15 protein-coding genes are annotated in these 18,906 nt (G+C 34.8%); 9 read left to right on the top strand and 6 right to left on the bottom strand.

What is annotated here, in order from left to right; genetic code table 11:
* The first annotated feature begins 234 nt into the window (after positions 1 to 234).
* Together sprA and JST55_09595 are read left to right on the top strand one after the other, a co-directional pair.
* Positions 235 to 6,846 (top strand): cell surface protein SprA, encoded by a 6,612-nt coding sequence (gene sprA / locus JST55_09600; protein ID MBS1493756.1) that lies wholly within the window; start codon positions 235 to 237, stop codon positions 6,844 to 6,846.
* Between the two features lie 89 nt (positions 6,847 to 6,935).
* Positions 6,936 to 7,490, top strand: coding sequence for a GNAT family N-acetyltransferase (locus JST55_09595; GenBank protein ID MBS1493755.1), 555 nt, complete (start codon positions 6,936 to 6,938; stop codon positions 7,488 to 7,490).
* Positions 7,491 to 7,551: 61 nt separating this feature from the next.
* Here the strand turns inward: JST55_09595 and JST55_09590 are convergent, their stop codons facing one another.
* The 5 genes from JST55_09590 to JST55_09570 all read right to left on the bottom strand — a co-directional run bounded on the left by JST55_09590 (position 7,552) and on the right by JST55_09570 (position 11,790).
* The gene (locus tag JST55_09590) at positions 7,552 to 8,592 is read right to left on the bottom strand and encodes a BMP family ABC transporter substrate-binding protein (GenBank protein MBS1493754.1); all 1,041 of its coding nucleotides are present in this window, start codon (positions 8,590 to 8,592) and stop codon (positions 7,552 to 7,554) included.
* A 41-nt stretch (positions 8,593 to 8,633) separates the two neighbouring features.
* A complete protein-coding gene (locus tag JST55_09585; protein ID MBS1493753.1) occupies positions 8,634 to 9,191 on the bottom strand; it encodes a thymidine kinase in 558 nt (185 codons plus the stop codon).
* 38 nt (positions 9,192 to 9,229) lie between these two features.
* A complete protein-coding gene (cdd, locus tag JST55_09580; GenBank protein ID MBS1493752.1) occupies positions 9,230 to 9,643 on the bottom strand; it encodes a cytidine deaminase in 414 nt (137 codons plus the stop codon).
* Positions 9,644 to 9,832: 189 nt separating this feature from the next.
* A complete protein-coding gene (locus JST55_09575; protein MBS1493751.1) occupies positions 9,833 to 10,114 on the bottom strand; it encodes a hypothetical protein in 282 nt (93 codons plus the stop codon).
* A 692-nt stretch (positions 10,115 to 10,806) separates the two neighbouring features.
* The gene (locus JST55_09570; protein MBS1493750.1) at positions 10,807 to 11,790 is read right to left on the bottom strand and encodes a hypothetical protein; all 984 of its coding nucleotides are present in this window, start codon (positions 11,788 to 11,790) and stop codon (positions 10,807 to 10,809) included.
* A gap of 173 nt (positions 11,791 to 11,963) precedes the next feature.
* Between JST55_09570 and JST55_09565 the strand changes: the two genes are divergently transcribed.
* The 7 genes from JST55_09565 to lepB (JST55_09535) all read left to right on the top strand — a co-directional run bounded on the left by JST55_09565 (position 11,964) and on the right by lepB (JST55_09535) (position 18,281).
* Positions 11,964 to 12,836 carry a DUF4238 domain-containing protein gene (locus JST55_09565; GenBank protein ID MBS1493749.1) on the top strand — a complete coding sequence of 291 codons (873 nt, stop codon included), beginning with the start codon at positions 11,964 to 11,966 and terminating at the stop codon, positions 12,834 to 12,836.
* A gap of 149 nt (positions 12,837 to 12,985) precedes the next feature.
* On the top strand, positions 12,986 to 14,173 hold the full coding sequence (locus tag JST55_09560; protein ID MBS1493748.1) for a glycosyltransferase family 9 protein: 1,188 nt from the start codon (positions 12,986 to 12,988) through the stop codon (positions 14,171 to 14,173).
* Between the two features lie 11 nt (positions 14,174 to 14,184).
* Positions 14,185 to 15,306 (top strand): Glu/Leu/Phe/Val dehydrogenase, encoded by a 1,122-nt coding sequence (locus tag JST55_09555; protein ID MBS1493747.1) that lies wholly within the window; start codon positions 14,185 to 14,187, stop codon positions 15,304 to 15,306.
* A gap of 147 nt (positions 15,307 to 15,453) precedes the next feature.
* Positions 15,454 to 15,615, top strand: a complete 162-nt coding sequence (locus JST55_09550) for a hypothetical protein (GenBank protein MBS1493746.1) — start codon at positions 15,454 to 15,456, stop codon at positions 15,613 to 15,615.
* Positions 15,616 to 15,655: 40 nt separating this feature from the next.
* Complete coding sequence (locus JST55_09545) at positions 15,656 to 16,000, top strand: DUF3127 domain-containing protein (protein MBS1493745.1); 345 nt, start codon at positions 15,656 to 15,658, stop codon at positions 15,998 to 16,000.
* 73 nt (positions 16,001 to 16,073) lie between these two features.
* Complete coding sequence (gene lepB / locus JST55_09540) at positions 16,074 to 17,174, top strand: signal peptidase I (GenBank protein MBS1493744.1); 1,101 nt, start codon at positions 16,074 to 16,076, stop codon at positions 17,172 to 17,174.
* Between the two features lie 36 nt (positions 17,175 to 17,210).
* Positions 17,211 to 18,281 (top strand): signal peptidase I, encoded by a 1,071-nt coding sequence (gene lepB / locus JST55_09535; protein ID MBS1493743.1) that lies wholly within the window; start codon positions 17,211 to 17,213, stop codon positions 18,279 to 18,281.
* Position 18,282: 1 nt separating this feature from the next.
* Here the strand turns inward: lepB (JST55_09535) and JST55_09530 are convergent, their stop codons facing one another.
* Positions 18,283 to 18,891, bottom strand: a complete 609-nt coding sequence (locus JST55_09530; protein ID MBS1493742.1) for a deoxynucleoside kinase — start codon at positions 18,889 to 18,891, stop codon at positions 18,283 to 18,285.
* Positions 18,892 to 18,906 lie beyond the last annotated feature (15 nt).

Genomic DNA, 18,906 nt, shown 5'->3' with positions numbered 1-18,906 from the left:
TTGGTTTTGCAAATCGGATTAAAATTATTTTTTATTTAACGAAGCAATGAAACTCTTAGTTCCTTTGATTCGGATTTTTTAGCGGAAGTGAATTCAGCAGGTAGAAATTTTTTTCTATATTTTAAAGATTTGATTTTATATTATTGTTAAGCAATCAGGCACAAAAAACAAATTAAACCTTAAACAAAACTTATCGAGACGACCTCTACGATTTTTAATTTAAGCAGAGTGTAATTGAAATTAAAGTCAAACATTACATTTCAATCGACTTTATTCCTTCTTGCCATCTTCATTACTTTTATTGCTTCCTTCGGCGATGCACATGCTCAGGGAAGAAGAGGGAAAGATATCGTCATTATTACCGGTAATCCGCTGGATTCGTCGTTTACTTCAGTCCTGGATTCCGTTGATAAGGCCCGGCAGGACTCTATCCGAAAGTTACCTGTTGACTCCACAGCGCGTATAAAATATTTCAAGTACATTGCTCCATATACTTACGGAACAAAGCCAAATACCACAATTTCACCAATAATTTTAGGAAATTCCGAAGAAATAAAATATGAAGTAACATTCGATTCGCTTAACCATGTTATAGTTCGGCAGACATTCAACGGTGAAGATATAAAAGCGCCTCTTGTTATGTCTATTGATGCATATTTAAAATTACTGGGTGAACAGAAGCAAAGAAGCATATTTAATGATATCGTCTCCGCAAAATTTCAGGGAAATACTCAGGATGACCTCAGTAAGCTCTTTGAAAAAATTACAAATATTACAATACCGCTGCCGTTTAAATCGGAAACAATCTTCGGTCCGCCTACAATTAATCTTAGTATAAACGGGATTATAGATATCACTGCCTCTTATCAGAAAATTACAAGTGAGCAGACCAACACACAGGTTTCAGATAATACTCAAAACAATATAAACTTTAAGCAGGATGTTCAGGTAACAGCCCGTGGTAAAGTAGGTGATAAACTTAGCATTGATGCTGACTGGAACACAACAAGAACATTTGATTTTGAAAACCAGTTGAAACTGAAGTACGAAGGTTATGCCGATGAAGTTATTCAGAAAATAGAAGCAGGTAACGTATCTCTCGATACCAGAAGCAGCTTGATACAATCTTCACAGGCTTTATTTGGTATCAGAGGCGAATTTAAACTCGGCCCTTTAACACTTACAACCGTAGTTTCTCAGAAGAAAAGTAAGCAGGAGACAAAGGATTTTTCAAGCGGTTCCTCACAGACTTCAGATAACATTGCTGTTTATAATTATTCGGATAATCATTATTTCTTAGATACGGCTTACAAGAGTAACTTTGTGGATTTTATGGAAGACGGACAGCTGCAGTCAATTGAAAATATTGCAAGGCAGGTATCCAATACTAATTTTGAAGTCTGGGTGCAGACACAAAATACAACAGCAGACAGAAAGAACGCTTCGTTGTTAATAGATTTACCCCCTTTGCCTCCGGGGGCAAATACAAATTATCGTGATTCTTTCTATACGCCTAAGCAAATTCCCGGACACAGATATTTTGGTATTTTCAGAAAATTATCACCGACAGAATATACCGTAAATTATCAGGCAGGATTTATTAGCTTGAAAACCCCTGTACAGGATAATGATTATATAGGCGTATCATATTCTACTCTTGGCTACGGAACTATTCCTTCGCAGACATATGGAACGAACTCTAACTCTTATGCTCAGGATACTTTAGTGTTAAAAATGGTTAAGGCGGGAAGTATTGTGCCTCAGACGGATACACTTGCATGGGCGTTGAAGATGAAAAATATTTATCGTTTAAATGTTTCAAGAATAGTAGAAGATGGTTTTGAATTTAAAGTTAACTATGTAGATCCATCCAATCCTACACCATCTCCAAGTTTGCCGAACGGAAAGTCGTTATTGGAAGTGACCGGTCTCGATAGATTCATAGGTAAAGGTCCGCAGTTAGGTCAGGATAATAACTTTGACTTCTTGCAGGGCAGAACCGTAAATACTGAAACAGGAGATATAATTTTCCCTACGCTTGAACCGTTCAATCAGCCTATTCTTACTGCAACGGGTGATACAAGTTTAGTCTTCAGAGATATTTACACAAAATTAAAATCTGAAGCAGGAATTGCTCCTAATAACTCAAAATATATCTTAAGTTATAAAGCAAGAGGGGAAGCAGGGGTAAACAGTACAATTAACCTTGGCTTTAATGTTGTTGAAGGAAGCGTAACTGTAAAAGTCGGAGAAACTCCGTTAGTATTAAATCAGGATTACTCTGTTGATTATACCACGGGTACAGTTACAATTAAAAATGCCGCTGCGCTGCAATCTAAAGATTTGAAAATCTCTTATGAGCAGAACGAATTATTTTCTCTTGCATCAAAAACATTCATAGGAGCCCGCGGTGATTACAAAATAAGCGATAAAACATCATTAGGATTTACTTATGTTAACCTGAAACAGGAGACGCTAAACGACAAGGTAAGAATAGGTGAAGAGCCTACAAATAACTCAATGTTCGGAGTAGATTTTACAACTGAAATAAAATCAAAATTCCTTACTAAAGTTGTTAATACTCTTCCCGGATTTAACTCTAAAGAAGAATCAGGATTTACTTTTAAAGGTGAGTTTGCAATGATAACAGGTGACCCTAATACAAAGAAGAGTCAGATTCCTTCCGATAATAATGAGTCTGTAGCATACGTTGATGATATGGAAGGCTCTAAGAAAATTATTTCAATGGGCTCTAACTACAGTTCATGGACTGTAAGTTCTATCCCTGCAACTTATAAAAACACTTCAAATATATCTCTGCCGGATTCAGTTACAAGAAAGTTTCAGCCTTTCAGGGGACGTATGCGCTGGTATAATATTCCTAATGATGTCAGCATAAAAGATATTTATCCGCTGCGTGATGTTGCAGCAGGTCAGGATAGAATTACTCCTTTCTACATTACGTATGACCCGAATAACAGAGGACAATATAATTATAACCTGAAGTACAATAACCCTGATTTTGGAGATACTATGGCAACCCATAAAGCTGAAACGTTTAATGGGATAATGAAATATCTGAATTCGACAACTACTGATTTACAAAGTGAAAATATAAATTTTATTGAGTTCAGTATGCGTGTGGATAGCAAAGTATCACTGGTTGGTAATCAGAATGCTAAACTGAATATTGATTTAGGTTTAATTAGTGAAGATGCCATTCCAAACGGAATTTTAAATACAGAAGATAAGAACAATAATGGAACATTAGAAGTTGATGAAGACATAGGTCTTGATATGCTTCCTGATAGTTTGGAAGTAAGACAGTATCCGGGACTGGGAGGTGACCCGAGTTTGGATGATAATGCTAATGGAAATATTAATTACGATGTAATTAATGGAACGGAAGGAAACAGATTTTATGACGGCGGAAATAAACCTGATACTGAAGATTTAAACAAGAACGGAACACTTGATTCATACGATTCATATCGTTCATATTCTATTTCGCTTGATACTGTAAATAATTCAAGAATTGTCGGTAAAGGAGCTAACGGCTGGGCGCAGTACAGAATACCGCTCTCTGAGTTTACTCAAAATATAGGGAATGGAAGTCTTAACAATGTTCAGTATGTAAGAATATGGGTTACAGGATTAACAGATACAATAAGAATTTCATTGGTAGATTTAAATTTAGTTGGTAACCAATGGGTAAAACCAAACAAAGGTGATACTTCATACAGTATTTCTGTAGTAAGTATTGAAGAAAATCCTCAGATATATCAAAGTCCTGTAGGCGGCGATATTCTAAGACAGACAATTATAAATCAGAATTCAGCGAATACAAAATCAAACGAGCAATCCTTATCTATTGATGTAAGAAATCTTTCAACAAGCGGAGATAGAAAATATGCGCGTAAAGATTACGGCTCTGCCCCATTGGATTTGTTTAATTATAAAAGATTAAAGTTATTTGTTAACGGTGACCCGACGTTTAATTATACAAATGAAAATATTTACGATGCTGCAATGGTTGTACGTTTCGGTACTGACTCAAATAACTATTATGAGTACCGCGCGCCGGTTCATCCTGATGTTCGTCCGGGGCAGCCATGGAATTCACAGAATGAAGTTACAATTAATTTTACAGACCTGACTGCTATAAAACTAGCAAGAGACTCCTCCGGAATTTCACAGGCATTCCCTGTGCCAAACGGCCCTCCGGGGGCATACTATATTATAAAAGGAAATCCGGCATTGAATATTATACGGGAAATTGTTCTCGGTGTGGAAAAAAACCGGAGTGCACTTAATTCTACAATTACGGGAAGTACATGGTTTAATGAAATCCGGCTATTGAAAGTAAATGATGATAATGGTTATGCATATAATTTTTCGGCAGGTTTAAAACTCTCTGATTTGATGCTCATGAACCTTAACTTCTCCAAAGTGGATCCGAACTTCCATTCAATTGATGCCAGAGTTGGCAGCAGAAATACAGGACAGAACTGGGATCTGAGCGCAACATTCAATGCTCATAAGCTGATTAATAATGCATTGGTTTCATTATTCGGTTCTGATAAGTGGGGTAATTTTTTAACGCTGCCTATTACATTCAGACACAGCGAAAATTTATTGAAGCCTAAATATTTCCCGGGAACAGATGTAGATGTAACCACTGCATCCGACCAGAAATATCAGCAGGTTCTGGCTTCAACCGGTAATACACAGCTTGCAAAAGACCAGAGTGAAAATCTTATTTTCGAATCGCAAACGTTGGGTGTTCAGAACAGTATTAATATATCAGGAATGCAATTTAATATTCCTGTAGATAATTATCTTGTGACTCATATACTCAACAGATTTCAGTTCAATCTAAATGCTAATCTCAATAACTCAAGAGATAATACATATTCATCTCAGAGCCAGTTTAACCTTACCGGAGGTGTAGCATTTGCAACAGATTTTGGTTTAGCAGATAAAGTTAATATTCACTTAGGGAAACTTCTTCCTTTAGGTGAAAAATATAAAGATGCTAAATTATATTTCTTCTTTCCTTTTATAGGAATGGCTCCTTTATTTACATCTAATTTTAATGCAGGGACTGATTTCAGCAGAACTAAAAATGAATCGCAGCAGCGCAGACTTTTAAATGCAGATGCGACAACTCGTATATTCAGTGCCAATAGAAATTTCGGATTTGATTGGAAATTTATTGAGAACTGGATTGTAGATATGACAGGAAGCTATCAGTTCAGAGTTGGCAGTGATTTGACCGGACTTGAAACCAATCCTGACAGTTTAAGAACTCAAAGATTTACAAATGAGATTTTCGGAGATATATTTTTCAATAACGGAGTCATTAATTTCGGTAAAGACCTCAACTATACTCAGTCAGTACTTATGCATCCGAAATTTAATTTCCCGGTCATAGATAAATTTATGACATTTAATCTTGATTATAATGTTACGTACGGATGGACTAACCCTAATACGACTCAGAACATTGGTTATAATGTAGGATTTCAAAATTCCGTTACATCCGGGGCTAATATAAAATTATCCGAGCTTTTTAATATTTTCAAGAAAGGTGACACTCAGCCACCGGGTACAACTGATCCCAATGGTAAATTCAGGATAAAGTCATATTTGAGAAGTGATTCTACAACAGGCGGAAAAACTGATCCCGCAGAATTGTTTAAAATTTTTAAAACATTTTTCCCTGATAATATTACAGTTTCGGTAACACAGACAAATCAGGTATTCAATACGAATATCTCAGGCATTCCCGGTTTTGCCAACTTCTGGTTCTATCCTACAACAAATGATAAATATGGACCTTCGAGAATGTACCAATTGGGATTGAACAGAGACCCGGGTCCAAGATATCCTAATGTAAATAATATGTCCGATTCTTATAACTTAAGTAATGATTTACAGTTCAGCACTACTATAAGTCCTATTTTTCCTGAAGCTATTAGAATGAGTGTCAATTTCAAGACCTCGTGGGGAAATAATACATCACGTTTATTCAATACAGGACCTTTTGGAAATGATACAGGTACGACAAGTGTTTCGAACTTAAGAACCAAAGGTTACTCAACTTTCTTCGTTGGGAATGTAGAAAATTTTACTGTTGAAGGCGATTCTATTACAGGTACTGTTTTTGCTGATGCAATTAAATCAAAATTAAAGGGTTTTGCATTCCCGAACTGGACTCTCACTATTACTGGTCTGGAAAAATTCCCGTTGTTTGCTCAGTTTGCTCAGTCAGTTACTCTTGATAACAGCTTCCAGTCTGAATACAGCGAAGGCACTTCATCTGACAAAACAGATATTACTACAGTTACTAATCAAAGGGTTGTACAAAGCTTTAATCCCTTAATCGGATTAAACTTTAATTTCAAACAGTTATTGGGCGGTAATATGACTGCGAATTTTAAATACAATAAAGCTACCTCGTATATAATAAATCCTCAGTCAAATCTTATTCAGGCTACAAATACAAGCGACTGGAGTATTAATGCTAACTTTACAAAGTCAGGTTTTGATATACCACTGTTTGGATTATCTTTGAAGAATGATATTTCTTTTGCACTCACTATTGCCAGGACTTTAAATGACCCCATAGATTATGTTTATCCAAGAGGTATAAGAGATAAACGACCCGGTGCAGGTTCTACTCAGATGACCATAAATCCGTCTGTACAGTACAACCTTAGCTCTAAAGTAGCCATGCAGTTGTTCTATAAATATATCAAAACAGAGCCTACTGAAAATACAGTTGCCATTACTCCGCGTACATCAAACGAAGGTGGTTTAAATATTAAAATCACTATTCAGTAGCGGAGTACAACTTCCTTTAATATAAGGGATTTATATAAGCGCATATAAAATATTTTGAGGGGCGAAAGCCCCTTCTTTATTTCACTAAAATGTTCGAATATAAACAGGCCGAGACTGACAAAGAACTAAAGCAAATCCTTGAGCTTCAGAAGAAAAATCTTCCCAAAAATCTTACTGGAGAGCAAAAGAATTCACAGGGATTTGTAACGGTCAATCATGATTTTGATACTCTCCATAAAATGAATTTGTTGGAAAACGCCGTTATTGCTAAAGCTGATGATTCCGTAATTGGTTATCTGCTTGCAATGAGACCCGAGCTGAGAAATGACATTGAAGTGCTTGTTCCCATGTTTAATACTTTTGATAAACTGGAATACAAAGGAAAGCAGCTTTCGGATTACAATTATATTGTTGTTGGTCAGGTTTGTGTTGCCCGTGAATACAGGGGAGTTGGAATTCTGGATGAGATGTACAAAAAATACAAGGAACTGCTTTCAGGTAAATATGACTTTGCTGTAACGGAAATCGATACTGAAAATTTACGTTCAATAAATGCACACAAGCGGATTGGATTTGATTTGCTGCATAACTACACTTCACCTGATAAAAGAAACTGGGATATTATAATCTGGGACTGGACATAAAAAAAGGAAAGCCTCTTTCAAAGCTTTCCTCTTTCTGCTTAATACTTTCTAATTAAAATTCTTACTTAGCGCTTACTTTAATCTCTCCGCTGATGATTTTTGCTCTTACCTCTTCAACTTTTTTGCGGATATCATCCGGAATTAAATTCTTGTTTGTGTCATCATATACATAATCTACACCTTTCTCTTTTAAGCCTAAAGTCTTCGCTCCTTTGGTAAAAGAGTTTTCTCTTAACTCCTTTATTGCTGTGTAAACTGCCTGGTCAACCATTTTTACCATGCTTGTAAGAACATATCCCGGAGCTTCTTTTGACTGGTCAAGATCAACTCCGATTGCAAGCTTCTTTTTCTCTCTTGCAGCTTCAAATAATCCTAAGCCTGATAATCCTGAGGCATGATAAATAATATCTGCGCCTTTATCGTACTGGCTTAAGCAGATTTCTTTTCCTTTGCCGGGATTTTTAAATCCGTCAGGATTAACGCTTACATACGCTGAATATACTTCGCAATTCGGATTGCCATACTTAACGCCTTGCTTGTAACCTGCTTCAAATTTCTTTATTAAAGCAGATTCCATACCGCCTAAAAATCCTACTTTGTTAGTCTTAGTAGTTAATGCTGCAAGGTAGCCGACTAAAAATGAACCTTCTTCTTCTTTAAATTCCAATGCCTGAAGATTTGCAGGTATCATTGTCTTTTCATCGATAGAATAATCCACGCATGCGAATTTCTTATCCGTAAATTCTGTAGCAACTTTTGTGATGTCTTCAGTGAAAATAAATCCTACACCGAATACAATCGAAATTCCTTTTTTGAAAGCAAGTTTTCTTAAAGCAGATTCTCTGTCGGCGCCGTCACCCGGATCGATAACTTCGTAATCAATTCCCATATCTTTCTTAGCGCGTTCAAGTCCGTTGAATGCAGCATCATTGAAAGATTTATCACCGCGTCCTCCTATATCAAACACAAGTCCTGCTTTTATTGGAGCATCTTTCGGCACATCCGATTTATCTTTTTCAGAGCATCCGTTCAGTGATGATAAAAAAATCACTCCGGGAATTAATAAAAGCGAAAATAGAAACAGTCTAAGAGAATTTTTCATGTATGAGTTTTCTATTAATTTGTTATAAAAATTTTCTAAAATTATTCGTTGGGGATTGTATGATGCAGCCTGCATCTTGCTTCGTAATGGTCTTTTGCGCCGACAAGCACTTTATCGCTGCTCTGTGTATTGCGCTGAGTCCTGTTTGCAGGCGCTCCGCAGATAACACATATAGCCATTGCCTTGGTTACGTACTCTGCAACTGCAAGAAGCTTCGGCATCGGGTCAAACGGCTGCGCGCGGTAGTCCTGGTCAAGTCCCGCAACAATTACACGCTTGCCTGAGTCAGCCAGTCTCTGGCAGACATCTACAAGGTTATCGCTGAAAAACTGCGCTTCATCTATTCCGATTACTTCGTAGTCAAAACTTTTTTCTAAAATCTCCTCTGCGTTCTCAATCATTTCCGAAGGATATGACTGCTCGCTGTGAGAAACGATTTCAACATCGCTGTAGCGTGTATCTATCTTAGGTTTAAAAACTTTTACTCTTTGTCGCGCAATTTCTGCGCGGCGGATTCTTCTTATAAGCTCTTCTGTTTTGCCCGAGAACATGCTTCCGCATACAACTTCAATGTGTCCGCTTTTTTTGAACGTGCGGATTTGTAAAGATTCATTCAAAGTAATTCGCTCAGTTAAAATTATTTTAAAGTAAAACTATATGGGAGTAAATCTTTTAACTTATGTATTTCGTACTTCTCTGCCGAGAGCGCAAGTATGACAGTAAGCTGAGGGTTGAATTCAACCATGAACTGCCTGCAAACTCCGCACGGGAAAACAAATTCATCGTACGATGACGTGATTGCAATTGCGCGCAAGTCCTTTTCGCCCTCTGATAGCGCTTTTGTAAATGCAACTCTCTCTGCGCAGATTGTGGCAGGGAAGGAAGCATTTTCTATATTGGTACCTGTGTAAATTTTGCCGCTTGATGCAAGCACTGCTGCACCGACTTTGAAGTTTGAGTAGGGGGAATACGAGTATTTCCTTACTTTCAGCGCCTCTTCAATAAGCTCTGTGTAATCCTGTTTGTCTTCTGTGTTGCTGTCTTTTGTCAAAATATAAGTCTTAAATTGATAATATATTTATTTCAAGTGTCATTGTCAGTGCAAAATAAATTTTTGCCGTTTGTAGTATTGTAAGTATCGTAATTGTACTCGCAGGATTTGTCATCCCTGCCCGCATCAATTGCTGAATAAATTCCGTAAGGGATTCAGACATGTTTTCAGTGGACAAAGTGCTTTTATTTATGTTTCACTAAACAACACAATGTTTGTCATCCCTGCGAAGGCAGGAATCCAGTCATCTATATCGCTATGTAGAGACGCAATACTTGCGTCTCTTGTTCTTTTTGTCTTGATACAAAAAGAACCAAAAAAATCAATCCGCCTAGGCGGACTATAAATTTCCCTAAAAATCACTCCGAAAATCGCGCTCGAAGTAAACTCGCTTCGCTCAGACATACTTCTCGCTAGCGATTGTTCTCGTGATTTTCTTAACGGAAAATTTATAAGGCTGGCTTTGTTCATTTTGTTCTTTCAATATCGAAAACATTTATTTTAAAAATAGTCGGGTAAAAGTCGGATTCTTTTAATTTCAAATTTGTAATTTCAGAAATCAAATTTTTAAATTTTGATGAATAATTGTCGGGTTTTATAAACCCCAATATTGTTTTTTCAATACCGATATTTTTATTTTTAAAAAAAGTCGGAAAAAAGTCGGGTTATTATTTCATTTACAAATTTCAAATTACGAATTACGAGTTATTAAATTTTTTTCAAAATTGATGATTAATTGTCGGGTTTTATAAACTCCGATATTGTTTTTTCAATACCGATATTTTTATTTTTAAAAAAAGTCGGAAAAAAGTCGGGTTTTATTTTCATCAGACCTGACAGGTTTTTAATCCTGTCAGGTCATTTTACGAATTAAACTTAACCTGACAGGATCTCCGAACCTGTCAGGTTTATATTAAAAGTCGTGAAATAGTCGGATTTTATTTTGCTGTTCATTGCTAATTGTTAATTATTAATTGCTAATTGAGAAAGGTTATTATGTAAAGTTGAGATTATACCCGAAGAACATTCGGGCGGTAATAATATAAACAGAATGGATTTATAAAAAAAGAAAAGCTTACCTATTAGTAGGTATAGGGAATAAATGTAAAGTAGAATTTTTTTTTTAGGTGATGGTAAAGTTAGAATTTAAAAAATTCAATTTTTTACCAAAATACTCTTTCATCCCCGCAAGGTCCATAATCAGTATATAAATCATTCAATGTCCAGTTTTCGGTTAAATATAAATAATACAAGCAATTTAGATTTTCTTTGATTTTTATATTTCTGTCGTTGTTGGGGTGTTCATAATATCTGAGACATTCTTTAACATACGCAGCAATCCAATTTTTTTCATTCAATTCACTTTTAGGATCAATAAATTTTAGTTGTACCCCTGCACCATACCACATATTCCAATTAACAATTTTTGTGTAAACATCAACTAAAATCCATAGTGGTGTTCGCGTATATGGAGAATAATAATTGTCATTTGCATCTTCAATTTTTGCATCATTTTTTTCCAAAATATTTGTAAGTTTGAAATTATTGAGTAAATAAGTACTATCCGAAGTTTCTCTGTACAATAATATTCTTAAACATCTCTCGACTCTTTTCTTATATAATCCTTTATCATAGTATTTTCTATTAATCTTATATCTTGGGAAGGTAACTAGAGTTTTAAACATAGTATTATGAATATTCGCTATGACCTCGAATAATTTTTCTTTTTTTAAAGAATCGTTAGAGTTTTTAATTATATTTTTTAAAAAAGGTATTCCTGAAGAGTCATTATTTGTCTCTATATATTTGATAGCTAAATCTTCATATCCTAACATTCTATAAGCTTCATACCCCATTTCTCTTTCACTTACGTTTGTAGAGTTAAGGTATTTTATAAATTTATCAGTCACATCAATTTTTTGAATCTGATTTTGATTTTCGTAGTTTTGTTTTTGAAGATCTAATTGATTTGAATTATAACTAATCGTAAAAACTAACGCTATTAATCCAATTATTCCCCCAGATATTAAACTAGAAATTGAGTTTAATTTATCCCACCAATCTTTCTTTTTATCTAATTTATATAAAGCATCAATTTTTTTCTCAAGCACCTCTATCCTAGCTTTTACAGTGGTTCTTTTCAGCATAAAGTTATATTTAACCAAATATACAAATATTTTTTTATTTTCTTATGGTAATTAATAAGTGTTATTAGGAATAAGTGAATTTCAAAATATTTCTTTTTCTTAATAACAAAGTCTATGTTAACAAAAACACTTATATTTCTTTACTAATTAAATATTACTACTTTTGTTAAAAAGTGAATATTAAAAAGAACAGTAATCCAAAGAAACAACATTATATTTCAGATTTTTATTTGAAATATTTTGCTGATACAAATTCAAAAATTCATATTTATGATAGAGAAAAGAATGAATATAGATATCAATTAACAGAAAAAGTTGCAAAAATTGATAATTATTACACCCTTTATAAGGCAAATGGTGAAAAGGATTTTACAGTAGATAATATTATTGGAGACCTTGAAACTCAAGCTAAACCAATATTTGAAAGAATACTTAAAAGAAAATTAATTAATAAAGAATCAAAAAAGATATTAGCTCAATTCATTTCCTTATTTAAAAATAGAACACCAGAATTTGAAAAATTTTTAGAAGATTTTGATGATAAAGCAAATAGGGAATTAGAATGGAGAATGCCGGAAATTAAAGATGGACGTAAACCTTTAGAAATACTTTTTGGTTATTCTGGAAATACTAGAGAAACAACTATGTATGTGATGTTAAGAATGTTAGAAAAAATGCCATACCATTTATTAAATAAAGATTGGAGTATTTTACTTTCAAATAATGAAGAAACTTTTATTACTTCTGATAATCCCTTTATATTGATACCAAACGAGACTCATATTAACAGTAGATATGGATATGGTATTGAAACTCCAGGAGTAATTAAATGTATTTCTCTTTCTTCAAAGCATTGTTTAACAATCTGGGATGAAGGGACTATTTTCAGATATGGAGAAATAGGAGGAAAAAATATTGAAGAAATTAATTGTAATATTGCCATAAATTGTAATAGATTTTTATTTTGTAATAATAAAGCAACTTTGGAGAAAATAGTTGTTATGACTGGTATAAATGAATATCAAAAAGGTCCAAGAGTTGTATAGAAATATAAGTGAATTTATAGCAAATAATCTTTAAACCTCCCCCTGCCCCCCTCCTTATAAAGGAGGGGGAAGGCATCCTCACCCATTGTTACTATTCCCCCCAAAATTATGAACTTTAAACCCTGCGGAAATAGTTGTAAATTATATAAATGAAAAGACGGGCTTTATTCAGAATATTCGATAGATACGTTGGGATTCCAATTGTAATACTTCTTGCCTTCTTCTTAAAAAGCAGGAAGCGCCTTCCGATTGAAAACATCCATAACATTTTATTCATCAAGCTTGCAGCAATAGGGGATGCCATATTATTAATTCCTACGCTGCGGACTTTAAAGCATAAGTTTCCGAACTCAAAAATTACGTTTGTATGCTCGCCGATAAATTATTCTATCTTAAAAAAAATTCCTTATATAGATGAATTAATCAGCGTAGATATTCATTCATACTTAAAGCATCCGCTTCACTTTTTTGATTTTTTAAAACAGATAAGAAAAAAGAAATATGAAGTCGTTATAGATGCCGAGCAGTGGCCGAGGATTTCCGTAATGATGTTCGCTCTTACAAAATATGATTACGCAATCGGCTTTTCTACAGAGGGACAGTACCGTCATTTCCTTTTTAATGCAGTGATTACCCATACAAGAGACCGTCATGAGCTGGAAGATTTCCTTGCATTGCTTGAGCCTTTGGGAATAAATATCACGGAAGAGGATAAAAAATTAGAGTATTTTTTAAATGATAAAGACTTTAAATTTGCAGAGGAGTTTTGGTCTACTCACAATTTTGAAAACCGTACCGTAATTTGCTTGCACCCCGGATGCGGGGAGAACGGATTACCCCGTGAGTGGCCGGTCAAAAACTATATTGCGCTTGGTAAGAGACTTATAAAATATGATAAGAATATTATCATACTGATAACCGGAGCGAAGTTTGAAAAGGCAAGATGCGATGAAATAGCCGAAGGCATTGGCGAAAATGTTGTGAACACTGCCGGGCAATATGAGATTGATAATGTAGTAGCTCTTGTAAAAAAAGTGAAGCTTATAGTCTGCAGTAATACAGGCATGCTGCACATAGCTTCCTGCGTAGGAACAAAAACGCTGGGTCTTCACGGTCCCACAAATCCAATCAAATGGGGTTCTTACAATAAAAACTCTGTTCTTATTCAAAGCGATAAATTTTGCAGTCCCTGTTTGTATCTGGGACACGATTACGGCTGCCAGGAACCGACTTGCATGAACCATATTTCAGTAGATGACGTATTTATAAATATAAGAAAGGCTATACAGCCGGAATTATTTCCGGTCTTTAATATACTTAATAATCAGTTAATCTAATTAAACACTTTATGGAAAATATTTCACAAACACCTTTTGAATTGATTGATGAATTGGAACACGAACAGGTTGTCTATTGCTCGAACAAAGAAACAGGTTTAAAAGCAATTATCGGTATTCATAATACTGCTTTAGGTCCTGCGCTTGGCGGAACGAGAATGTGGCATTATGCAAATGATAAGGAAGCACTTGTTGACGTATTAAGACTCTCCAGAGGTATGACCTACAAAGCCGCAGTAGCCGGGCTGAATTTGGGCGGCGGTAAAGCAGTAATCATAGGAGATTCACGCACACAAAAATCCGAGCAGTTATTCAGAGCATTCGGAAGGTTTGTTGAAGGTCTCTCAGGCAGATATATCACTGCTGAAGATGTGGGCACTAACGTAAAGGATATGGAATATATAATGATGGAAACACGTCACGTAACAGGTATTCCTGAAGAAGTAGGCGGAAGCGGAGATCCTTCTCCTGTAACAGCATACGGAACATATGTTGGTATGAAGGCATGCGCGCATGAAGTATATGGTTCGGACTCATTGAACGGAAAAAAAGTTGTAGTACAGGGCGCAGGCGGAAACGTTGGAAAGCATCTATGTAAGTTTTTACATAAAGAAGGCGCAGTACTTTTTGTAAGCGATATGTATGAAGAAAAACTGAAACCGTTGGTAGATGAATTCAAAGCAACAGTTGTTGGTATGGATGATGTTTACTCAATCGATGCAGATATATTTTCACCTGCAGCATTGGGAGCAATTTTGAATGATGATACAATTCCGCAATTAAAAGTAAAAATTATTGCAGGAGCTGCAAACAATCAGCTTAAAGATGAAAAGAAACACGGACAGATGTTAAAAGACAGAGGCATTTTATATGCTCCTGACTATGTAATCAACTCAGGCGGTCTTATCAATGTTTACACAGAGCTTGAAGGTTACAACAGAGAGAGAGCTATGAAGAAAGCATCAAGCATTTATGATATCGTACAGAACATTATAAATATTTCAAAATCAGAAAACATTCCTCCTCATGTAGCATCTGCTCAGGTTGCCTTGGAAAGAATTAACAACATTACCAATGCAAAGAAAATCAGAGTCTACAGAGATATGAATCTTTTCAAGATGAGAAATTCGTAATGAACTTGTAATAAGAAATTGAACACTAATGACCTGTCAGTCCTAAGAGGCTGAAAAAGAATTCCGTCAGGCCACCGGTGATAATCAATAATAATCTTTGCCGCGCTTTAGAAATGAATCGCGGCATATTTTTTAAAGGAGAGCTTTATGGATACATTTGTTTGGGTAGCTGTAGTTATTTTGATAGTCGTAATTGCAATTGTTACAGTTGCAACCTCCGTGAATAAATACAGTAATAAACTGACAAAGAAATATCTGGATAAATCATTTGAACAAGACGAGGATCCGGGTTCAAAGGATGCTAAGTAATAAAATTAATAAAATTCTATTCAATAATTCAAAATACTAAATGACATTATCAGGTAAACTTTTAGAGATATTTCAAACTAAAAACATAACGGAAAAATTCAAGAAGCGCGAGTTTGTTGTTGAGTATGCAGAAAATGCAAACTATCCGCAGACCATTTCAATGGAAATGCAGCAGGATAACTGCGAAGCATTGAGCAAATTCAATGTGGGTGACTATGTGGAAGTGACTTTTGATTTGCGCGGAAGAAAATGGGTAAGTCCTCAGGGCGAAACCAAATATTTCAACACGCTTGTTGCATGGAAAATTGCAAAGGCAAGCGGAAGTGATTCCGGCACTGAGGAAGTTCATATTGATCCGCAGGATCCGAACGACTTGCCGTTCTAATATCTCTCAATAAAAAGTTAGTTGTAAAGTTTTTTATTCCCTCAGGATTTCTATATAAATCAAAATAATTTTTATGTCGGAAACAATTACCGGCCGAAAAACTGAGGGGAGAGAAGAATCCTTAAAGAAAAAATACAGAACAAGAAATTTACTACTTGCTGCGTTTTATAATTTAATAATGCCCGGCCTTGGGTATTTTTACATAGGGAAGTTCCGCTTTGCAATATACTTCTCGCTTATTTATCCAATTCTATTTGTATTCGTAAATTACATTTCTATACACCTATCGGAAGGTTTAAATTCAATATTTTTTATAATATGCAATGCTGTATTAATTTCCGTTCCTGTTATTCATGTTGTCTATACTTCTATAAAAAATCAGCTTAACAAGTTTTACGTTCTAAAGAAGTTTAACAAAACTTATTTATATATAATATTTTTTGTAGCAGGATTTTTATATACAAGCTATATAAAAGATTTCACATTCGAGCTTCACAGCATCACTACTTCCAGTATGGAAAATACTTTAATGATTGGTGACAGGATTCTTGTAAGATATAATTACTACGGAGTGTATGAATCAATATTTGAAAAAAGGCTGTTCAATTTTCACTCTCCGGAAAGAAATGAAATTGTAGTATATTCTACAATGGGAAGACAGAGAAGAGTGGTTTATTTGAAAAGATTAGTTGCAATCCCCCGTGATACTCTTACCATAGTTGATAAAAAACTTTACATAAATGAAACTCCTGAAGTACAGAACAAGACTTATAAATACGACGGCACAAAAATCCCGAAGGATTACGTAAATAATAAATTGTACCCCGTGGGTTCAAAGTGGAATGAAGATTATTATGGTCCCTTGTATATTCCGGCAAAAGGAGACTGCATAAAAATTGATTCATCCAATGTAAAATTTCTTACTCCTATTATTAAGAAAGAATTGAGAGATGAAGGAGATGCAGATGCGAAGGAAAAAAGAGTTGAAGCAATAATTAAATCAGGTGAGTACATTGTGCAGAACAATTATTATTTTATGATGGGCGATGACCGAGATAACTCACTTGATAGCCGCTATACCGGGCTTGTAAGTGAGGAAGAAATATTAGGCAGAGCTGAATTTGTCGTGTTTAATATTTATGAGTGGGGTAGATTAGGGATAAGTTTGAGGTAAGAAATACATTCTTTTATTTGTTAATTTAGTACATATATGGAAAAAGAAAATATTAACTCCGAAAATTCGCATGGTGAAATGATTCAGGAAAAAGCTTCCGGCGAAAAATTTTCTCCGAGAAAACCATGGCTTGCAGTTCTGTTAGATTATCTCTTTACCGGATTAGGATATTTTTATATTGGACAGGTAAAATTAGCGATAATGTGGGCGGTGTTATATCCATTGATGATACTTGCTGTTGTACTCATTGCATTGGAACTTCCTTCAAGAATAAATGTCATATTTCTCTCTTCTGCTTTTATTACCATACCTCTTATTCGGCTAATTGACGTTTTTAAAAATGCAAAAAAAGAAAAGGACTATATTCTCAAACCTTTTAATAAAGTTAAGTTCTACATTCTTTATGTTGTAATTATTATGATATACGGATTAATAATTGATTCATTTTCCGGTTACAAACATTATAGATTCCCCACAGCTTCAATGGAAAGTTCAATTTATCCGAATGATTATTTTTTTGCCAGGATGAATAAATCCCACGAGAGAAATGATATTGTTATACATTATCCTGCCATACATTTTGAGGATGAAGAAAATGTCCCTTATGTTAAAAGAATTATTGGAATGCCCGGAGACACAATAAAAATTTCCAACAAAATAGTCTATATTAATGGAGAGAAAGAAAAGAACACAGCAGAGTATAGTTACGATAAAGTTAACAGAGAACCTGATTTTGCTAATCCCAGAATATACCCCAAAGGAGCAAAATGGAACGAAGATAATTATGGTCCGCTATATATTCCAAAAGCAGGCGACGTAATTTTTCTTGATTCAGTGAATATAATGTTTTGGAAGAAAATTATTTTACGCGAAGGAAATGTAAAAACTAAAGACGAAGCTGTTAAAGAAAGCTATATAACATCAGTTTTAAAGGGTGGGAAGTTTGCTATAAAAAATAATTATTATTTTATGATGGGAGATAATAGAAACAATTCTCTAGATAGCAGGTTTACCGGGCTTGTCATTGAAGATGATATCCTTGGCCAACCTAAATTTGTATATTTCAATCCTGATAAAATGGAAAGAATAGGCTTGCTGATAAAATAATTTACACTCCCACTTTCTTTTTAATCAGATCAATAATGAAATCATAATCCGGTGCATGCTGTACGAAATCTAAATCATCTGAAGGAACGATTAAAATAGGGGAGAGATTGTAATTCGAAATCCATTCTTCATAGCTTTCATTCAGCAATTCAAGATAAGATACATCAATATCTTTTTCAAAAACTCTTCCGCGTTTTTGAATCTGCTTTACAAGAGTTTCAGTATTTGCTTTTAGATAAACAAGTAAATCCGGCGGCTTAAGAAAATAAGTCATCTCCGCAAAAAGCTGACGGTAGTTAGCATAATCTCTGTCGCTCATATTTCCCATGGTGTGCAGGTTCTTCGCAAAGATTTCAACATCTTCGTAAATGCTTCTGTCCTGTATCACTGATTTTTCATTCATAAGAATTTCCTTATGAGTTTTAAATCTGTGCGATAAAAAATAAACTTGAAGGTTGAATGACCAGCGTTTCATATCACCGTAAAAATCCTGAAGATACGGATTATCATCAACTGATTCGAAGTAAGGTGTGAAGTCAAATTGCTCTGCAATTTTTTTAGTGAGCGAAGATTTGCCCGAGCCGATATTTCCGGCGATGGAAATAAAGATTTTCTTTGAGGTCAT

Source organism: Bacteroidota bacterium, from assembly GCA_018266835.1.
Lineage (GTDB): Bacteria > Bacteroidota > Ignavibacteria > Tepidaquicellales > Tepidaquicellaceae > JAFDZO01.
The sequence above is the reverse complement of the archived record's forward strand: the minus strand, read 5'-3'. Positions and strand labels throughout refer to the sequence as shown.